We start from the raw sequence: 17,841 nt of genomic DNA on the forward strand, positions 1-17,841 counted from the left end.
AGGGCTGGCATGCTTGTGACCATGGCACTTCCCGACTCGCTGACCGTCGGAGACCTCGACGTCACCGTCGAGGTCTCCGACCGGCGGCGCTCGGTCCGGCTCACCGTCGAACGGGACGCCTCGGTGACGGCCGTGGTCCCGCCACAGGTCGACCGGGACGCGCTGGTGAAGATCATCGAGTCCAGACGCCGCTGGCTGTACGGCAAGATCGCCGAGCGCAGGTCTCTCGGCGAGCCCAGACCCGAGCGGGAGTACGTCTCCGGCGAGGGCTTCCCCTACCTCGGCCGCTCGTACCGGCTGCTGCTCGTGGACGAGGGGCCGGTGCGGCTGGTGCGCGGCCGGTTGGAGCTCGCCAGGACCGACCTGGAGGACGCGCCCCGGCACCTCGTCCGCTGGTACCAGAAGGTCGGCGAACCCTGGTTGCGACGGCGGATCCGGCCGTGGGCCGAACGCGTCGGGGTGACGCTCTCGGGGCTGCGGGTGATGCCGCTCGGCCACCGCTGGGGGTCCTGCTCGGTGGACGGCCGGGTCAACATCCACTGGGCGACCATGCAGCTGCCGCCCGACCTGATCGACTACGTTCTCCTGCACGAGCTGGCGCACATCCGGCACCGCGATCACGGTCCGGCCTTCTGGAAGGTCGTCGCCCTGGCGATGCCCGGTTACGAGGTCCGGCGCGAGCGTCTCAAGCGTGCAGGGCTCGACCTGTGGCTTCCGGACGGTGCCGTATGAGCGGTGACACGACGGTCAACGCGGGTGACATCGCCCGCCTGGCCGATGTCGGCAGGGCCGCGGTGAGCAACTGGCGCAAACGCTTCGACGACTTTCCCCAGCCGGTCGGCGGGACCGCCTCCAGCCCGCTGTTCTCGCTGCGCGAGGTGGAGGCCTGGGCCGGGCGGCACGACAAGGGCTTCACCGCCTCTCCCGGCGACCGGATCTGGCAACGGCTGCGCGGCGTCGGCGACGATCTGCACCTGATCGAGCTGGTCAGCGAGGCCGGTACGTTTCTGCTGGCCCGCCGGCTCGGGATGGACGCCGAACTCACCTGGGAGATCGACGCGGACCTGCTCGGGGACATCGCCGGGTGGTCGGACCGGGTCGGCGAGGCGGAGGCGTTCGATTTCCTGTGCGAGCGCTACACCGAGGCGCACTCGCGCCGCCTGCTCGACACCCCCGCGGCCGTGGCCCGGCTGATGGCGAGCCTGGTGGACGGCGACACCGTCCTCGACCCTGCCTGCGGCATCGGAACGCTGCTGCTGGCCTCGACCGCGACGCACGTCCTGGGCCAGGACCTCGACGCTGCGTCGGCCCGGCTGAGCGACGCCCGCCTCGGGTTCGCCGGGAAGCAGAGAACCATCCGGGCCGGAGACTCGCTCCGTGCCGACGCCTTTTCCTGGGAACAGGTCGACGCGGTGCTCTGCAACCCGCCGTTCAGCGACAGGAACTGGGGATACGAGGAGCTCGTCAGCGACCACCGCTGGGAGTACGGCCTGCCGCCGCGAGGTGAGTCCGAGCTGGCGTGGGTGCAGCACTGCCTGGCCCACGTCAGGCCCGGGGGAGTGGTCGTCATCATGATGCCTCCCAGCGCGGCCGGACGCCGCTCCGGCCGCCGGATCCGCGGGAACTTGCTCCGCTCCGGGGCGCTGCGGGCGATCGTCACCCTTCCGGCGGGGGCGACACCGGGGTCCGGCTCGGCCCCGGACCTCTGGGTGCTTCGCAGGCCGTCGCCGGGGCGGGAACTGCCCTCCAGCGTGCTCATGGTGGACGCCACGGACGACCTCTCGACGGTGGAGCGGGCCTGGCGCCGCTTCGACGCCGATCCGGACGCCGTGCTGCCGGGCGTCAGCCGTACCGTCCGGATCATCGACCTGCTCGACGACGAGGTGGACCTGTCCACACCTCGTCACCTCGTCGCACCGGGCGAGGTCACACCGGGTTTCCCTGCGGTGAGGGATCGGCTGGCCTCGGCCGTCACGGCGCTGGCCGGTGCGATCCCCGACCTGACGGTGCCGCCGGATCGCCGGGACCTGCCGATGACCACCGTCGGAGAGCTGATCAAGGCCGGGGTGGTCACCATCCACCAGGCGCCGCTCAGGATGACGACCGATCACGGGGACCTGCCCGTGCTCACGGTGCGAGACGTCGTGAAGGGGAGGGGGCCGACGGGAACCACGGTCTCCGAGCTCGGCACGGTCATCGTCCAGGCAGGTGATGTCGTGATCCCGCTGACACCGAGCGGTCCGGCCGCACGCGTGATGACCGGCGCCGGAGTGGCACTCGGCCCGCAGTTGCTGCTCTTCCGCGCCGACCCCGACCGGATCGACCCCTACTTCCTGGCCGGCTTTCTGCGTGTCGCGGGCGGTTCCGGCGCGGCCCGCGCGTCGGCGGCCTCCAGCAGGATCGACGCCCGGCGGGTGCAGATCCCCCGGCTGCCCGTCGACGACCAACGCGTCTACGGTGAGGCGTTCAAAAGGCTGATCGACTTCGAGGACGCCGCCCGCGAGGCGAGCGCCCTGGCCCAGAGCGTCGTCCGGCTCGGGTTCGACGGACTTGTCGAAGGCGCGTTACGTCCGTAGCTTTTCCTCATGATCAGGGTCATCGGCGACCGTTACGCGCTGGATCCGCTGCCTCTCGGCGCGGGCGGCATGGGCGAGGTCTGGGGCGGTCACGACCGCCGGCTGGACCGGAGGGTGGCGGTCAAGCTCATCCGTTTCCCCGACGGCAAGTACGACGACGAGCTGAGGCGCAGGTTCCTCACCGAGTCGAAGGTGCTGGCCCGCCTCTCCCACCCGGGGACGCCGACCGTCTACGACGCGGGCACCTTCGAGGATCCGGCGACCGCCCAGCCCCGGCTGTTCATGGTGATGGAGTTCGTCGAGGGACAGAACGTCGACATCCTGGCCGGTGAGTACCATCCGCTGCCCATCGGCTGGGCCACGGCCATCGCGGCCCAGGTGTGCGCCGTGCTCGCCGCCGCCCACGAGCTGTCCGTCTTCCACCGCGACCTGAAGCCGACCAACCTGCTGTTCTGCGTCGACGGGACCGTCAAGGTGATCGACTTCGGGCTCGCGTTGCTCCTGGAGCCGGGATACACCCGGCTGACGGCGACGGGGCAGTTCATGGGCACGGCCGAGTACATGTCACCCGAACAGGTGCAGCACTATCCGATCGACGCTCGCAGTGATCTGTATTCGCTGGGCTGCGTCCTGCACGAACTGCTGACCGGTCGCAGGCCGTTCACCGGGGACAACGCGTTCGCCGTGATGACCCGGCAGGTCCAGGACGCTCCCGCACCGGTGACCCGGTTCCGCCGCGGTATCCCCGGCGCCCTGGAGAGCCTGGTGCTCGGGCTGCTGGAGAAGCGCCCCCAGGATCGGCCGGGTTCGGCCGGTGAGGTGTACGAGAGCCTGCTGCCTTTCGTGACCGGGCTGGGACCGCTGGGGGACTTCGTCCGTACCGGTCAGAGCCCCGTGCGGATGTACGCCGGTGTGGTCAGCCGGGTGCTCGCGCCGAGGACGCATCCGGCGGAGGCGGAGCCGGAGGAATTCGGCGAGTCGGACCTGGGAATGGCCAGGCGGGAGGCCGAGTCCCTGATCCGGGAGTCCATGTTCGGCCAGGCCGCCGACATCCTGGCCGAGCTGGTGGAACCGGCGAACGCGATCCTCGGCCCCGACAACCCCGAAGTGATCGGCATGCGATTGCAACTCGCCGGAGCACGCTACGACGGGCACGGGTACGAGGACGCCGCCGAGGACTACGCGAACCTCACGCATGATCTCGCCCGGCTGTACGGTGCCGATGACGAGCGCGTGCTGCACTGCAGGCTGAGGGAGGCCACCTGCCACGCTCAGGCCGACGACCCGGTGACGGCGCTGAAGCGGCTTGAGGGGCTGCTCCAGGACGAACTACGGATCTTCGGGGCCGAGGATCCGCGCACGCTGGAACTCCGGCGTCAGATCGGCATGCTTCAGCGCCGCTGCGGTGACGTCACCTCCGCCAGGCGGACGTTCGCCGGGCTTCTCGACGACCTGATCGAGTTCCACGGCGCCGACCACCCGGGGAACGAGGGGGTTCGCGCCCTGCTTGAGGAACTGTGAGTCCCCGGCGACAGGAGAAGGCGTGGCGAGCACTCAGGGACGGGCGGCGCGGCGGGAGGCGATCACGTCGGTGACGGCCACGACCAGCGCGACCAGCACGAAGGCGACGGTGACCAGCAGCGAGTGGCGGAACGCCGTCGCGTAGTCGCCGCGCGAGGAGGCGACCTCGGAGAAGAACACCGAACCGATCGCCGCGATGCCCACGGCGGTGCCGATGCGCTGTCCCGTCTGGAGCACGCCCCCCGCGGAGCCCGCCCTGACGACCGGCACCTCGGACAGGGTCAGCGTCTGGTTCGGGGAGATCACCAGGCCGCTGCCCAGGCCGGCGAGGAGCAGCGGCACCGCGGTGGCCCAGGCCACGTGCGTGCCGGGGACCAGCTGCACGGCGAGCGCGGTGACGACCAGGGAGACCGCGACCGTCACCAGCCCGGCCACCACCAGGGGGCGGCCCAGCCGGGTGACGATCCGGCCGCCGAACAGGGCGGCCACGGCCGACCCTCCCGCGAACGGCGTGGTCGCCAGCCCCGCCTCCAGGGCCGAGTAGCCCAGGCCGTTCTGCAGGTACAGGGTGAGGATGAAGAAGACCGCGGTGAAGCCCGCGAAGTAGAGCGCCCCGACCAGGACGCCGAGCGCGTACGAGCGCCTGCGGAACAGCGACAGGTCGACCACCGGCTGGTGGCGCCGCCCGTACCGGCGCTCCCAGGCCGCGAAGACGGCCAGCACGGCGAGCCCGCCGATCAGGGACGGCCACCTCGCCGAGGCCTCCCACTGGTGCCCCTCGACGAGCGGCAGGAGCACCAGCACGACTCCGGCGGCGAGCAGCAGCACGCCCACGGGGTCCATGCTCTCCCGCGGACGCGTCTCCTTCGCGGTGGGCCGGATGTAGCGGTACGCCAGGACCACGGCCAGGACGCCGATCGGCACGTTGACGTAGAAGACGAGGCGCCACCCGTTGACGCCGCCGCCGAGGTTGATCAACAGCCCGCCGAGCAGCGGGCCGATCGCGGTCGAGATACCGATCACGGTGCCCAGCATCCCGAACGCCCTGCCGCGCTCGGCCCCCCTGAAGAGCTGTTGGATCAGCCCGCTGACCTGCGGGTTGATCACCCCGCCCGCCAGCCCCTGCACGAGCCTCGCGACGACCAGCAGGGTCGGGTTCTCGGCGAGCCCGGCCGCCGCGCTGGCCAGGGTGAACAGCACGACGCCGAAGACGAACGCGTTGCGCCGGCCGTACATGTCGCCGAACCGCCCGGCGGGGACCAGTATCAGCCCGAAGGTGAGCGCGTACCCCGACACCACCCACTGCAGGGCGCTCTGCGGGGCGTCCAGGCCGGTGCGGATGGCGGGCAGCGCGACGTTGACGATGCTGACGTCCAGCAGGGTCATGAAACCGGCGACGAGGCAGACGGTCAGTGCCTTCCAGCGGCGGGGGTCCGCCCCCTCCCGGTCCCGGGCGGACGTCACCTCGTCCGGGCCGTTGCTCATCCGGCCGGGCGGGGGAGCGGCGCCCCGGCCCGTGGTCGGCTGAGGATCGTCATGACCGCCTCGTTCCCGTCTCCGGTCGACCTCTCCACGTTTTCAGCAGCGCGTATGTACCCTTTTCCGACTTCCGAATCACCATTCGTCGTTCGGGGCGAGATCCGGGCCGAGATCCGGACAGCGATCCGAGCTGAGACCCGGAGCGCGGTCCGGGCAGCGGTCCTGACAGCGGTCCGGGCAGCGGTCCGGCCCCCGCGGAGGTGCCCGCGAGGGCCGGAGTCGTCTCGCCCGGGGCGAGGGTGCCTTGTTGCCGCATGCCGCATGTCGCATGTCGCATGCCGCGTGCCGCGTGAGGAAGTGCGGCGTGAGGAAGTGCGGCGGGCGGCCCCATCACCGCCCGCCGCACCGGTCCGTCCGGGTATGGCCGTCCTCGGCCGGTGAGCCCTCCGGCCGGTGGATCTCCCGGACGGTGGGGTCACCGTCGGCGCGGGAGACCGCCCCCTGTTACGGGCAGGACACCTCGCCGCTGGTGGCCGGGACGTTCACCGCGCTCCAGGCGGCCTTGACCGCGTTCACCTCGGTGCAGCCGCTCGGGTAGAGCGACTTGGCGGCGGCCACGGTGGCCCTGCGCGCCTTCGCGTGCGTCCACGGGTTGGTCTTGGTGTTCAGACCGGCCTGGAAGATCCGGCCGGCCTTCTGGATGCCGATGCCGGTCAGGCTCGTCGGCCCCGAGCAGACGGAGCTGGCCGGCTTGCCCACCGGGTTGGTGCCCTCGGCGAGCAGGTAGAACCAGTGGTTCTGCGGCCCGGCCGCCGCGTGAACCGCGGTGGAGGGGATGGACGAGCTGTAGCAGTTCGGGTGCCCCTTGGCCGAGGGGTTGTACATGTTGCGGATCTCGCCCGCGCCGGTCAGGTTGACCTCCTCGCCCACCAGGTAGTCCGGCGGGTCGAGGGACGCGGGCTGGTTGGCGTAGTGCTCGGTCAGCGCGCCGAAGATGTCGCCGGTCGACTCGTTCAGACCGCCGGCCTCGTTGCCGCTGCCCCCGCTGCCGCCGGAGTACTGGAAGATGCCGTGGCCGTACTCGTGGCCGACCACATCCATCGGGGTGGCCTGCCTGGTGTTCGCGCTGTTGCGCCCGAAGCTGGTGTAGCTGCCGTTCCAGTAGGCGTTGACGGCGCTCAGGCCGACCCGGGCAGGGAAGGCGCCGCCCGAGCCGTTGAACCCGTTGCGGCCCAGCCAGGCGCTGAGCATGTTCCATTCCGTCTGGGCCGCGTACAACGCGTCGACGCAGGCGGTCTCCAGGTTGGTGCCCGAGCCGTTGCCCCACGAGTTGTCGGTCCCGGTGTAGGCCGAGCCGTTCTGGCCGCCGCAGCGCAGGCCGGGACGGGTGGTGTCGGTCATCGAGTACGAGCTGCCCGAGCCCGAGGTCTGGATGGTCACCGGGTTGCCGTTGTAGTAGCTGTTGCCGGTCCCGGCGTGCACGTCGTCGTAGGAGTCGACGATCGATCCGTCGAGGGCGTCCACGAAGACGTGCAGGACGCTCGGAGCCTCGGCGGTGGCGCCGGTGACGACCACCTCCCAGGCCAGTTTCGGCGTCGTGGTGGCGGCGTGCACGAGCAGCTTGGGCGTGGCCACGGTCTCCACGACGGGCAGCTGCGCGCGGGCGGTGGCGGCCGCGGCCTCGGCGTCCACCTTGCTCGTGACGTCGATCGTGATCCTGGCCTGCTGGCCCGAGGTCACGGACCCGACGAGCTCTCCGGCCCGGTCGGTGGAGACGACCACCTCACCGCCGTAGACCGGCAGCCCGCGGTAGGTGCGCGCGTAGGTCAGGTACTGCAGGCCGTACGCGCCGGAGATGTTCCTGGTGAGGGTGAACCTCTCGTTCTGTCCCTTGAGGACGGCCTCCGACCTGGCGGCGAGGGTCGCGTTGGCGGTGGTGACCGCGCGGCTGCGCGCCTCCGCGTCCGGCGGCGCGAACACCGGCGGCTCGGCGGACACGGTACGGGCGGCGGCGCTGTCCGCCGGGGTGGCGGCGTTCACCGCCGTGGGGGTGGTCATGGCGGCGACGGCCAGTACGGCCACGGCGCCAAGCTTGACCTTCGGATTCACGCGGGGTGACTCCTCTCGATGTCCCTTGGGGGGTAGGAGGGATACAAGGAGCCCTGAGAAGTCCGGGCTCCATAAAGTTGGCATCGAGAAGGGCCGCTGAGTACCTAGCAAAGTTCCATAACGCGGTGGTATGGGCCGGTGCGCGCTCTTCTATAACGCGCTGACCTGCGCGCTGACCTGCGCGGGAGCGTCGCGCCCCGCCGCGACGCGAGGAACGGCGGCCCGCGCCGGGAACGCGTCAGGGCCGTCTTGGGGCCCGTGTCAGACCCGCGCCGGGAACGCGTCAGGGCCGTGCTGGGGCCGTGTCAGGCCGTGTGGCGGACGTCGCCGTCGACCGGTACCGCGAGGGCGGGACCCCGTACCGGTCGACGAACGCCTGGCGCAGGGTCTCGGTCGTCCCGAAGCCGCAGCGGGCCGCCACGCCGGTCATCGGCAGGGAGGTCGAGACCAGGAGGTGCGCGGCGGCCTCGGTACGGGCCTGCCGCACGAACCGTCCGGGTGCCCGCCCGAGGTGTTCCAGGAACAGCCGAGGCGCACGCGGTAGGCGGGAGCCGGCGCCCTGCAGGTTCGCGTTCTCCAGGGTCGTGGTCACGCAGGCGATGTCGAGCAGTTCCGCCGCGTCGTACCCGATGACGGTGACGCGGCGTTCGGACATGGGGGGACCCTATGCCAGAACGGACAGGAGTCCCAGATTTACGGACCTGTGCGACCGCTCTCCTTGGCGCGCGGCCGGTACGGCGACACGGTTGGACCATGAAACAGACAGCACCGACCGGCCGCCGCTGGGGCCGCTTCGCCTGGCACTACGCCGAGATGGTCGTCGCGATGTTCGCCGGGATGTTCGTCCTCGGCATGCTCCGGTCCGCCGTCGGGCTCGGCTTCTCCCACGACCGGCAGCCCGAGCTCGCCTACCTGCTGATGGCGTTCGACATGTCCGTCGGCATGGTCGTCTGGATGCGCTTCCGGGGACACGGCTGGGCTCCCACCCTGGAGATGTGCGCCGCCATGTTCGTCCCCGTCGTGCCGCTCTTCCCGCTGCTCTGGCTGGGCCTCATCGACGGCGGGGCGCTCATGATGATCGCCCACGTGGCGATGTTCCCGCTGATGCTGGCCGCCATGCTCCGGCGCCGCGACGAGTACGCGGGCCACGCGGGCCACGCGGGCCACGCGGCCTGAGACCGGCGCCCGCCTGGACCGTGTTCCGCGCGGGGGCCGGGACAGGCTCCGGGCGGGCGCCATCTCCAGCCGGGCCCTCCCGTACGGGATCCCGGCACGGGGTATCCGGATGATCATTTCGATGGCAGGGCGCGTGGAGGGCTTGCATACTTACGGGCATGGAGACACACGTCACCGACGAGATCGTGGGAGAGCTGACGCTCACGCTGGATCGGGACGGCGGCACCGTGCGAGTCGAGGGCGACGCGATCCCCACCGTCGTCGTGCGCCGATCCGCCGAGGCCGTCGCGCAGCGGCACGTCCCCATCGGCACCCGCGGCCCCGACCAGCTGACCATGACCCTCGACGGCACCCCCGTCCCGCTGCGTCCCGGGCCCGGTCGCGTCACACGCCACTCCTACCGGGCCGAGGTGGACCGCGAGGGGGTCGTCTACACCCTGATACCCACCTCCGAGGAGTCCAGCTCCCTCTTCCGCGGCGAGCGGCACCTGGGAAACTTCACCACCATCACCGACGGCGAGGTCAGGGCCGAGTGGGTCGCCCCGCCGGAGCCCGAGGAGGCCGCCATCGGCTACGCGCTCGCCACCTGCTTCGGCAGCGGGGCGGAGCATCCCCTGCTGGCGATCGTGAGCATGTTCACCTTCTGAAACCTTCACCGGTCAGCCGGACGGCCGCCGACCGTACGGTACGAACCCGCCCGCCCGGGGACCACGACGGCCCGATCCGCCCGGCACCCCGAGCGGGCGACGCGGGTCTTCCGCGGGAAGCCGTGCTACGGGCAGGACACGAAGGCGGGGCCGTTCTTCGGCCCAGACGTTCTCCGGCCGAAAGGCGAGACCGGCCTCGGCGAGTGTGCTTGAGCGCTCAGCGCAACTCGTGGAAGGGCCAGGCGAGTGGTCTGATCTTCGTGATGCCCTGGGCCATGCCGACGAATTTCAGGTCGGTTGTCGCCACATCCGTGATGTGAAGGCGCTCGGCCATCGCGATCACCCTGGCGTCGACGTAGCCCCAGAGGTGCCGCGGCCATGTGCCGGACGAGATCGGTGGCCCGCCGCCGATCCTCCGGGGTGGGGTTCACGATCTCGTAGTCGCCGGTGGTCAGCTGTTCGAGCAGCGTCGCCTCGAGAAAGGCGCCACGCCGTACGTTGTTTCGCAGGAAGTCGCAGGTCTCTCCGAGAACCGGTTCGGGGATCACAAGGCTTCCCGGCCAGGAGACGAGCATTCGAACACATCGGCTGTGGTGTGTGTCGCTCCGATCGCTGGTCGCGATCAACGGGCCCGAATCGCAGAGGAGCTTCTTCACGGACGGTGCCGGACGGCGTCGATCGCCTCAACGATCTCTCTGTCATGAAGCGCTTCGGCCATCATGTCCCGGTAGCGAGAAGAAAGATCGTCTTCGCCGCTCTCGAAGCAGCCGACCCAGGGAAAACGTCGCCGGACAGCCTCGTAGTCGATTGCCGCCGCGTCGGACGCGTCCGCCGGTCCACTCATGCTCCCAACGTAAATGGTCACGAAGGGATTTCAGTCAATCACGCAGCGTCAAGCAGGGGTTCGAAGCGGAAGGCGAGCCATCGCGCGAGCTCTCCGGCAAGCGCCCCAACTGGACGCTCAGCCGGTGGCGTGTTCCCAGTAGGGGTCGCGGTAGAGCACGACCGAGGTGCCGTGGAGCAGCTCGTCGGGGGCGGAGATCAGCACGAGCTCGCCCCGGGCCTCCAGGCTCCGCAGGATGTCGCGGACGCGCGGGCCGACCGGCAGGCGGCCCACCGGCAGGTGGAGGGTCTCGCGGACCAGGTCGGCCACCTCCGAGAGCCGGAACGGCTCGGTGAGACCCGCGATCAGCCCGCGGACGATCTCGACGGTGACCACGGACTCGGCCTCGACGTAGGCGAGCTGCCAGGTCAGCTGGGCCCTGCGCCGGCCGGTTCCGGCGCAGGCGGTGCAGGGCTGGGAGAAGCCGGGCACGATGTCCTCGACGGCGGTGCCCAGGCAGGTCGTGCACTGGTTGGTCTCCGACGCGTGCAGCTCCGCCGACGCCCGGTCGGGCAGCTGCCTGCCGCACACGCACAGATAGACCCTGAACCCGCCGCGCACCACGACGAGGTCGTCGGCGTCGTCCGGGACCTCTTCCCACAGGGCGGTGATCGTGTGCTTTCTCATCGTCGTGCGACTCTACCCACTCCGGACCCGCGACGGGCTCACCGCGGATCTGACACGGACTCCGCGGCCCCCGTCAGGCCCGGTCAGGCCCGGTCACGGCAGCATGACCGGGACCAGCCTCATCGGAGCGCTCCACAGCCACTCCTCGGTGATGTAGGTGGAGGTGAGCAGCGTCATCAGGCCCAGGGTGCGCTCGGTCGCGGTGGAGGGGTGGGCGCCGCAGTCGCCGAAGCGGCACATCCACAGCTCGACCATGCTGTCGTCGGAGAGCTGCTCGTGGACCGAGGGCCGCCCCGCGGGGAGCCCGTCCCGCCAGATGTCGACCGACGGGCTGGTGGACGGGAACGCCCCGGCCAGCACCCCGCCGCCCGAGGTGACGGCCCTGCCGACCCCGTCGCGCACCGGCAGGATGCCGCCGGACTGGAAGAGCACCACCCCGCCCCCCGGCGGGCTGGCCACGCGCAGCACCTCCACCGGGGAGGCCTGCTCCGCGCCCCACAGCTCACCGGTCCCCATCGGCGGGCACGCCTCCGGCGCGGCGCCCAGGCGGCGGATGACCTCGTCCTCGGCCACGTCGCCGACGAAGGCCACGCACAGCTCCTCGCTGTAGTCCTCGTACGAGAACATCATCGCGTCGACGGTCTCCTGGAGCTCGCGGAACCTGGGGCTCACGCTGGGAGCTCCCGGCAGGTGGGCGAACAGGCCGGCCATCTCGGTGAAGAGGGCCTGGGCGCCGGGGGAGCGGCCCGCGATGCAGGGACGCCAGGGGTCGGCGCCCGCGGCGAGCAGGGTGCGTACGGCGTCGTCCCAGCCGTGGCGGACGGCCTCCCACAGGGGGGTGGCGCCGTCGGCGTCGACGGGATCGACCTCCGCGCCCGAGGCGAGCAGCAGCTCGATCACCTGGGTGGCGCCCTCCTGGGCGGCCTGGTGCAGAGGGGTCGTGCGCAGCCACGGCAGCCGCCGGTCAGGGTCGAACCCGTTCGCCAGCCGGTGGCGGATCTGCGCCAGATTGGTGTCGCGCCACGCGTCGGCGTCCTCGGCCCACTCGTCTTCGCCCACTTCTATCCAATCTTGTCGTGCTGAGCGGATCCAACCAGGTCCGTACGACAGTTCTCGGCCAGGGACCGTCGCGAGAGGCGGTCGGCGGTGCGGGTGGTCTCGGGGAGGCGGTAGCGGGGCGTCAGGTTCAGCACGTTGTGACAGGCGGTGTCGAGGTCGACGCGGTGGCCGGTGGAGACGAAGACGGGTTTGACCCCGTCCTGAGTGCGCAGCACGCGGCCGACGACGTCGCCGTCCAGCGTCAGGTCGGTCCACGCGCCCCGCTCGGGCGCGGGCTCGGGGTAGGTGCCGACGAAGGCCGTCTTGCCGACCCCGATCGTGGGCAGTCCCGTGAGCACGCCGAGGTGGCAGGCCAGGCCGAAGCGGCGCGGGTGCGCCAGGCCGTACCCGTCGCAGACGACCAGGTCGGGGGCCGCGGACAGGCGCCCGAGGGCGTCCAGCAGCGCGGGGACCTCGCGGAAGGCGAGCAGCCCGGGAACGTAGTCGAAGGTCACCCTCCCGGCCACGGCGACCTCTTCGACGATCTCCAGCGTCGTCCCGTCCAGGACGGTCACCGCCGCTGCCAGCCGGTCCCTGTCGTAGGCGACGTCCACTCCCGCGATCCTGGAGGGACGGCGGGGTCCGGGACCGGTCAGGTCGAGCAGTGCTCTGAGCTCGTCCTGGACGGCCTCGGCCTCCGTGACAGTGCGCGGCATTTGTACCTTCATGACTCCATGATCGCTACTTTTATAGTATGACGTCATATTTCGGTACGGTTCATCGGATTCTTCGGTGGCCGGTGAAGTCGCTGCGGGGCGAGGAGCTCCGGGAGGCGCGTTTCGACGATCGGGGACTGGCCGGCGACCGGGCCTACGCGCTCTTCGACGAACGGGAGAACCACGCGGGCACGGTGCTGACCGTACGGCGGCGGGCGGAGATGCTGCACTGGCGCGCCGCCTACGGTCTCCCCGAAGAAGGCTCCTCCGGGAACGGCTCGCGGGAGAACCGTGAGCGGGAGGACCACGAGCGGGAGAACCACGACACGCTGACATCGACATCGACATCGACGCCGACGCTGATCGGACCGGACGGCGCCACCTGGGACTGGCACGACCCCGGCCTGCCGGACGCGCTGGCAGAGTCGCTGGGTACGCCGCTGAGCCTGCGCGCCGCCGACGGCCAGCAGGACCGGGGCCCGACCGTGCTGGTCACCTTCGAGGCTTCCCTGGCTGCCCTGGGCGACGAGCTCGGCAGGCCGGTGGACCTGCTCAGGTTCCGGCCCAACCTGCACCTGGAGACCGACGCGCCCGCGTTCGACGAGGAGGGCTGGGCGCCCGGCACCACGGTCACCGCGGGCGAGGTGGAACTCACCGTCACCGGAGCCCACGCGGGCCCCTGCATCAGATGCGTCGTACCCAGCTGGGACCCCGAGGGACGCGAGCGCTGGCCCGAGCTGCAGAAGTGGCTGATCGGCGAGCACGCGAACAAGTTCGGCGTGATCATGCGGGTCACCCGCACCGGCACCGCCCGTCTCGGAGACCACGCCACCGCCACCCCCGGCCCCCGCTGACACTCTCCCCGCCGACCCCGCCACTGCCCCCCGGCCGGATTGCCCGCCGGTCCGGCCGGAAACTATGGTGCGTGAGGGAAGGCGCCGGGAGGCGCCGCAAGCCGGGGAAAGGGTGAGACATGTCGGTGCTCGTGGCGTTCAGCGTGACCCCGATCGGAGCGGGGGAGGACGTCGGCGAGCTCGTCTCCGAGGCCGTGCGCGTCGTCCGCGCCTCCGGCCTGCCCAACAGGACCGACGCCATGTTCACCACGGTCGAGGGCGAGACCTGGGACGAGGTCATGACCGTCGTCAAGGACGCCGTCGCGGCGGTCGAGGCGCGTGCCGGGCGGGTCAGCCTCGTCCTGAAGGCGGACATCCGCGAGGGGGCGGGCGGCCGTCTGGAGACCAAGGTCGCCACCGTCGAACGGCACCTCGCCCCGTAGCGCCTCCCGCGACCGGACACGCGGCCCGCGCGTGCCTGTTCGATGCTCCTCGGCGTCCCGTGTCCGGTCCTTCGCGGTCGTGAGGGACCGTTCTCACCCGGAGGTCCTGTGTCCCGGTGTGTCGTCTTCGAGTGGCTCGTCGCTGGGTGACCGGTCTCGCCCAGAGCGTAACGGGAACACCGATGGGGACGAGGTCGTTCTGCAGGCACAGGCGACAACAGGAGCGTGAGCCGCATGGCGGGCAGCAGGTCGATCGGGCGTCTCCTCGCGGGCGGGCTGGCGCTGGCCGCCGCCGGTTGGGCGTTGAAGGACATCCCCGCGGAACTCGGGGGCAAGGCCGGCGGGGAGCGGCTGGAGCGGATGCGCCGCTCGCCGCGCTTCCGGGACGGCGTCTTCCACAACTCCACGCCCGGCGCCTTCGTGCCCTCCCCGCAGAGCGCGCGGGAGCTCGCCTGGCACATGCTCAACAACCGCGAGGAGCGCCGCCCGGCCGCGCCGATCCCCGTGGTGACCTCACCGTCCGGCGGCCCGTCCCCGGCGGGGCTGAGCGTCATCTGGTACGGCCACGCCACCGCGTTGCTGGAGATCGAGGGCCGTCGCGTGCTCGTCGACCCGATATGGAGCAGGCGCGCCTCGCCCTCCCAGCTGGTCGGCCCCCGGCGGCTGCACCCGGTGCCGGGGCCGCTGGCGGGCCTTCCGCCGCTGGACGCGATCGTGATCTCGCACGATCACTACGACCACCTCGACCGCGCGACGGTCCGCGGGCTCACCGCGCTGCAGGCCGCCCCGTTCCTGGTGCCGCTGGGCATCGGCGCCCACCTGGAGCGGTGGGGCGTGCCCGCCTCGCGGATCATCGAGCTCGACTGGGACGAGGAGGCGGACGTCGCGGGCCTGCGGTTCGTCGCCACCGCCGCCCGCCACTTCTCCGGCCGCACCTTCGACCGGAACGTCACCCTGTGGGGCTCCTGGGTGATCGCGGCCGGAGAGAAGAAGGTCTTCTACGCGGGCGACTCCGGATACTTCGACGGTTACGCGGGGATCGGCGCCGCGCACGGCCCGTTCGACCTCACGCTCATGCCGATCGGCGCCTACAACGCGGCCTGGCCCGACATCCACATGGACCCCGAGGAGGCGGTCAACGCCCACCTCGACCTGGGCGGCAGGCTGCTCCTCCCGGTGCACTGGGCGACCTTCGCCCTCTCCACCCACCCGTGGGCCGAGCCGGTCGACCGCCTGTGGCGCGAGGCCAAGGCCCGCGACGTCCGCATCGCCGTTCCCCGGCCGGGCGAGCGCGTCGACACCGCCGACGTGCCCATGCTGGAGAGCTGGTGGGAGACGCTGCCCGGCGGCGAGGCGTCCCTCTCGCCCCGGCGGCCTCCGGCACCGGTTCCCGCCTCCCCGCCCCTGGGCTCCGACCCCAGGCTCTGACCGCACGACGACCGCACGACGACCGCACGACGACCGTACGGCGTCTCAGGTCCCGGCCGCCCTCGTCGACAGGCGGGCGCGGACGACGAGGTCGTGCACCGCGTCCGCCGACGGCGCGGTGTCGGGAAGCCGGGAGGAGTCCCGGGCCTCCTCCAGCAGCCCGGTCAGCCGGGCGACGTCGCCCGCCAGCCGCTCCGGCCCCGGCGCGCCCGCCGGCGGCGGGCCGTGCTCGGCGGAGCGCTTGGCGGCCACCAGCTCACCGAGATACGGCGGGCCGCCGGAGAGCCGGGTGAGGTCGGCCTCCAGCTCCCCGGTGCGCATCAGGTGAATGCCGGTGAGCAGCACGCGGAAGGTGTAGAGCAGCGGCTTGAGCTCGCCGGAGCGTTCGAACAGCCGCCACTGGGTGCGGGCGAAGCCCAGATAGTGGTGGGCGTGGTGGCGGGTGAGGCAGCCGGGGGCGACGGCGACCATCTCCCGGTGGACCGGCGAGGTCGACACCACCAGCGGGGAGAGCAGCTGCTCCAGCACGTAGCCGTTGCGGCGCAGCAGCAGGCGGCAGAACTTGGCCAGGTCGTGGGTGACCAGGTCCACCTCGACGCCGTCGCGGACCCAGGACCGGGTGAGGGTCTCCTCGCCCGTCCGCAGGCCGACCACCTCCTCCAGCGGCAGCAGGTGCGCGCCGCGCAGGTCGACGTCGGAGTCGGCCGAGGGGAAGCCGTACAGGTGCGCCCCGCTGACCGTGGCGAAGGCGGCGGGGTGCGCCTGCCCGGCGGGGATCTCGGCGAGCCAGGAGGGCAGGGTGACGGTCACAGCGCCGCCTCCCTGGTGCGCGCCAGGTACTCCTCCACGCGCCGCCGGTCGGGCTCGGCGGGCAGCACGCCCGTGGCGCCGAACCTCGCCACCAGCTCGGAGCGCCAGCGGTCGACCTCGTCCCAGGAGAGCTCGCCGCGCCGTACGGCGAGCAGCCGTTCGCGGTGGGCGTCCATCCGGACCAGGGGCTCGCCGTGGCGGGCCAGGTGCAGGCCGCTGAGCAGCAGGCGGATCATGTGCATGGCCTGCTTCCACTTGGGGCGCGCGGGGTCCAGGCGGCGGAACTGGGCGTCGGCGTATCCGGCGAAGGTCTGGTTGGCCCGTTCGGACACGAAGGCGTCCCGGACGGCGAGCAGTTCCTCGCCCGCCGCGGTGGCGTGCTCGACGATCGGCGACCACAGGCACTCCAGGACCGTCGGGTTGGCCTCCAGCGCGAGGCCGCAGAACCGCTCGACCTCCCACGAGAACTGCTCGGGCAGCGGCCCGTCGACGTGCGTGGGCGGCTTGGCCAGCCGCCAGAACAGCCGGGTCGGCGCCACGAAGACCCCGCGCCGGTCGACGTCCGACCCCTCGGTCTCCAGCCCGTATGCCCGCGAACCGACCACCACCGACAGTATCGAGTGGTCCGGGACGTACCGTACTTCCATCCGCCCAGCCTGCCAGGACCGTGCGCGGCGCGGGTACGGGTTTTCGCGCGCCGCGGGGGACGGGGGCGTCAGGCGGCGAGGGTGGCGTGCATCTCCCAGAGCAGGATCTCGGCCGGGGCGATCGCAGTCACGCGCTGGCCGCCGGTGGCGGTGAAGCGGACGGCGTCGCCCTCGGAGAGGTGCCCGGCACCCTCCAGGTCGACGGAGCCCCGGGGGACGAACAGGTGCAGGAACGGCGCCTCGGGCAGTTCCACGCTCTGGCCCGGCTGGAGCCTGGCCACGTGCAGCGCGGCGTACCTGTTGTTGATCCGGATGGCGCTGCGGCCCCTGTCCCTGTCCATGCCCGAGGCGACCGGGACCAGGGCGCCGCCGAGCAGGTCGGCGTCGATCTCCAGCTGCTCGTAGCCGGGGGCGAGCCCGCCCTCGTCGGGCACCACCCACATCTGGACGAAGTGCACCGGATCGGTGTGCTGCTCACCCTGGAGCCGCCAGGAGTCGTTCTTCTCCGAGTGGAGGATGCCCGTCCCCGCGCTCATCCGCTGGGCCAGTCCCGGATAGATCACCCCGGCGTGGCCCTCGGAGTCCTGGTGGACGAGGGATCCGCGCAGCACCCAGGTGACGATCTCCATGTCCTGGTGGGGGTGGGTGTCGAAACCGGTGCCGGGCTTGACGATGTCGTCGTTGTTGACGAGCAGCACGCCGTGGTGGGTGTTGCCCGGGTCCTGATGGCGGCCGAAGGAGAAGGAGTGCTTGGAGTCCAGCCACTGGATCCTGGTGCCCGGACGTTCGCCCGACCTGCGGATGTCGACGTTCATGCCTGGTGGTCCTCTCGCCTCTGTTGTTGAAAGTTAAACTAACAAGTTGTGTGAAATGTTCCGCACATCCCCGAGTCGGGGAGATCTTGCTCA

General features: G+C 71.5%; 17 protein-coding genes and 1 pseudogene. 8 read left to right on the plus strand and 10 right to left on the minus strand.

Annotation, left to right across the window (positions count from 1 at the left end; translation table 11 throughout):
* The first annotated feature begins 21 nt into the window (after positions 1–21).
* The 3 genes from AC5L38_RS27605 to AC5L38_RS27615 are packed head-to-tail and all read left to right on the plus strand — an operon-like array spanning position 22 to position 4,097.
* Positions 22–732 (plus strand): M48 family metallopeptidase, encoded by a 711-nt coding sequence (locus tag AC5L38_RS27605; RefSeq protein ID WP_495245726.1) that lies wholly within the window; start codon positions 22–24, stop codon positions 730–732.
* On the plus strand, positions 729–2,576 hold the full coding sequence (locus AC5L38_RS27610; RefSeq protein ID WP_495245727.1) for an HsdM family class I SAM-dependent methyltransferase: 1,848 nt from the start codon (positions 729–731) through the stop codon (positions 2,574–2,576). The genes AC5L38_RS27605 and AC5L38_RS27610 overlap by 4 nt, the downstream gene beginning before the upstream one ends.
* A 9-nt stretch (positions 2,577–2,585) precedes the next feature.
* Positions 2,586–4,097: a serine/threonine-protein kinase gene (locus AC5L38_RS27615; RefSeq protein ID WP_495245728.1), complete on the plus strand. Its 1,512-nt coding sequence runs from the start codon at positions 2,586–2,588 to the stop codon at positions 4,095–4,097.
* 33 nt (positions 4,098–4,130) lie between these two features.
* Here AC5L38_RS27615 and AC5L38_RS27620 read toward each other — a convergent pair whose 3' ends face one another.
* The 3 genes and pseudogenes from AC5L38_RS27620 to AC5L38_RS27630 all read right to left on the minus strand — a co-directional run.
* Positions 4,131–5,582, minus strand: a complete 1,452-nt coding sequence (locus tag AC5L38_RS27620) for an MFS transporter (RefSeq protein WP_495245729.1) — start codon at positions 5,580–5,582, stop codon at positions 4,131–4,133.
* Between the two features lie 498 nt (positions 5,583–6,080).
* Positions 6,081–7,685 (minus strand): M4 family metallopeptidase, encoded by a 1,605-nt coding sequence (locus AC5L38_RS27625; protein ID WP_495245730.1) that lies wholly within the window; start codon positions 7,683–7,685, stop codon positions 6,081–6,083.
* Positions 7,686–7,968: 283 nt separating this feature from the next.
* A pseudogene (locus AC5L38_RS27630) lies at positions 7,969–8,217 on the minus strand (helix-turn-helix domain-containing protein); the annotation flags it as partial.
* 221 nt (positions 8,218–8,438) lie between these two features.
* Between AC5L38_RS27630 and AC5L38_RS27635 the strand changes: the two are divergent.
* Together AC5L38_RS27635 and AC5L38_RS27640 are read left to right on the plus strand one after the other, a co-directional pair.
* Positions 8,439–8,861: a hypothetical protein gene (locus AC5L38_RS27635; protein WP_495245731.1), complete on the plus strand. Its 423-nt coding sequence runs from the start codon at positions 8,439–8,441 to the stop codon at positions 8,859–8,861.
* A gap of 158 nt (positions 8,862–9,019) precedes the next feature.
* Positions 9,020–9,508: a hypothetical protein gene (locus tag AC5L38_RS27640; protein WP_495245732.1), complete on the plus strand. Its 489-nt coding sequence runs from the start codon at positions 9,020–9,022 to the stop codon at positions 9,506–9,508.
* 652 nt (positions 9,509–10,160) lie between these two features.
* On the opposite strand, the gene AC5L38_RS27645 is transcribed toward AC5L38_RS27640, so the two are convergent.
* The 4 genes from AC5L38_RS27645 to AC5L38_RS27660 form a co-directional block, all read right to left on the minus strand.
* Complete coding sequence (locus AC5L38_RS27645; protein ID WP_495245733.1) at positions 10,161–10,352, minus strand: hypothetical protein; 192 nt, start codon at positions 10,350–10,352, stop codon at positions 10,161–10,163.
* A 117-nt stretch (positions 10,353–10,469) separates the two neighbouring features.
* Complete coding sequence (locus AC5L38_RS27650) at positions 10,470–11,018, minus strand: hypothetical protein (RefSeq protein WP_495245734.1); 549 nt, start codon at positions 11,016–11,018, stop codon at positions 10,470–10,472.
* Positions 11,019–11,111: 93 nt separating this feature from the next.
* On the minus strand, positions 11,112–12,077 hold the full coding sequence (locus AC5L38_RS27655; protein WP_495245735.1) for an ankyrin repeat domain-containing protein: 966 nt from the start codon (positions 12,075–12,077) through the stop codon (positions 11,112–11,114).
* Between the two features lie 2 nt (positions 12,078–12,079).
* Positions 12,080–12,772, minus strand: a complete 693-nt coding sequence (locus tag AC5L38_RS27660; RefSeq protein WP_495245736.1) for an endonuclease V — start codon at positions 12,770–12,772, stop codon at positions 12,080–12,082.
* A gap of 83 nt (positions 12,773–12,855) precedes the next feature.
* On the opposite strand from AC5L38_RS27660, the gene AC5L38_RS27665 reads away from it, so the two are divergent.
* From AC5L38_RS27665 to AC5L38_RS27675, 3 genes are all read left to right on the plus strand, one after another.
* Positions 12,856–13,626: an MOSC domain-containing protein gene (locus AC5L38_RS27665; RefSeq protein WP_495245737.1), complete on the plus strand. Its 771-nt coding sequence runs from the start codon at positions 12,856–12,858 to the stop codon at positions 13,624–13,626.
* Between the two features lie 119 nt (positions 13,627–13,745).
* Positions 13,746–14,048, plus strand: coding sequence for a thiamine-binding protein (locus AC5L38_RS27670; RefSeq protein WP_495245738.1), 303 nt, complete (start codon positions 13,746–13,748; stop codon positions 14,046–14,048).
* A gap of 234 nt (positions 14,049–14,282) precedes the next feature.
* A complete protein-coding gene (locus tag AC5L38_RS27675; protein WP_495245776.1) occupies positions 14,283–15,476 on the plus strand; it encodes an MBL fold metallo-hydrolase in 1,194 nt (397 codons plus the stop codon).
* Positions 15,477–15,521: 45 nt separating this feature from the next.
* Here the strand turns inward: AC5L38_RS27675 and AC5L38_RS27680 are convergent, their stop codons facing one another.
* From AC5L38_RS27680 to AC5L38_RS27690, 3 genes are all read right to left on the minus strand, one after another.
* Positions 15,522–16,286: a nucleotidyltransferase domain-containing protein gene (locus tag AC5L38_RS27680; RefSeq protein WP_495245739.1), complete on the minus strand. Its 765-nt coding sequence runs from the start codon at positions 16,284–16,286 to the stop codon at positions 15,522–15,524.
* A complete protein-coding gene (locus AC5L38_RS27685; protein ID WP_495245740.1) occupies positions 16,283–16,933 on the minus strand; it encodes a nucleotidyltransferase domain-containing protein in 651 nt (216 codons plus the stop codon). Before AC5L38_RS27685 ends, AC5L38_RS27680 begins: the two co-directional genes overlap by 4 nt.
* 68 nt (positions 16,934–17,001) lie before the next feature.
* On the minus strand, positions 17,002–17,748 hold the full coding sequence (locus AC5L38_RS27690; RefSeq protein WP_495245741.1) for a pirin family protein: 747 nt from the start codon (positions 17,746–17,748) through the stop codon (positions 17,002–17,004).
* Between the last annotated feature and the right edge of the window lie 93 nt (positions 17,749–17,841).

Source organism: Streptosporangium nanhuense (genome assembly GCF_059358815.1).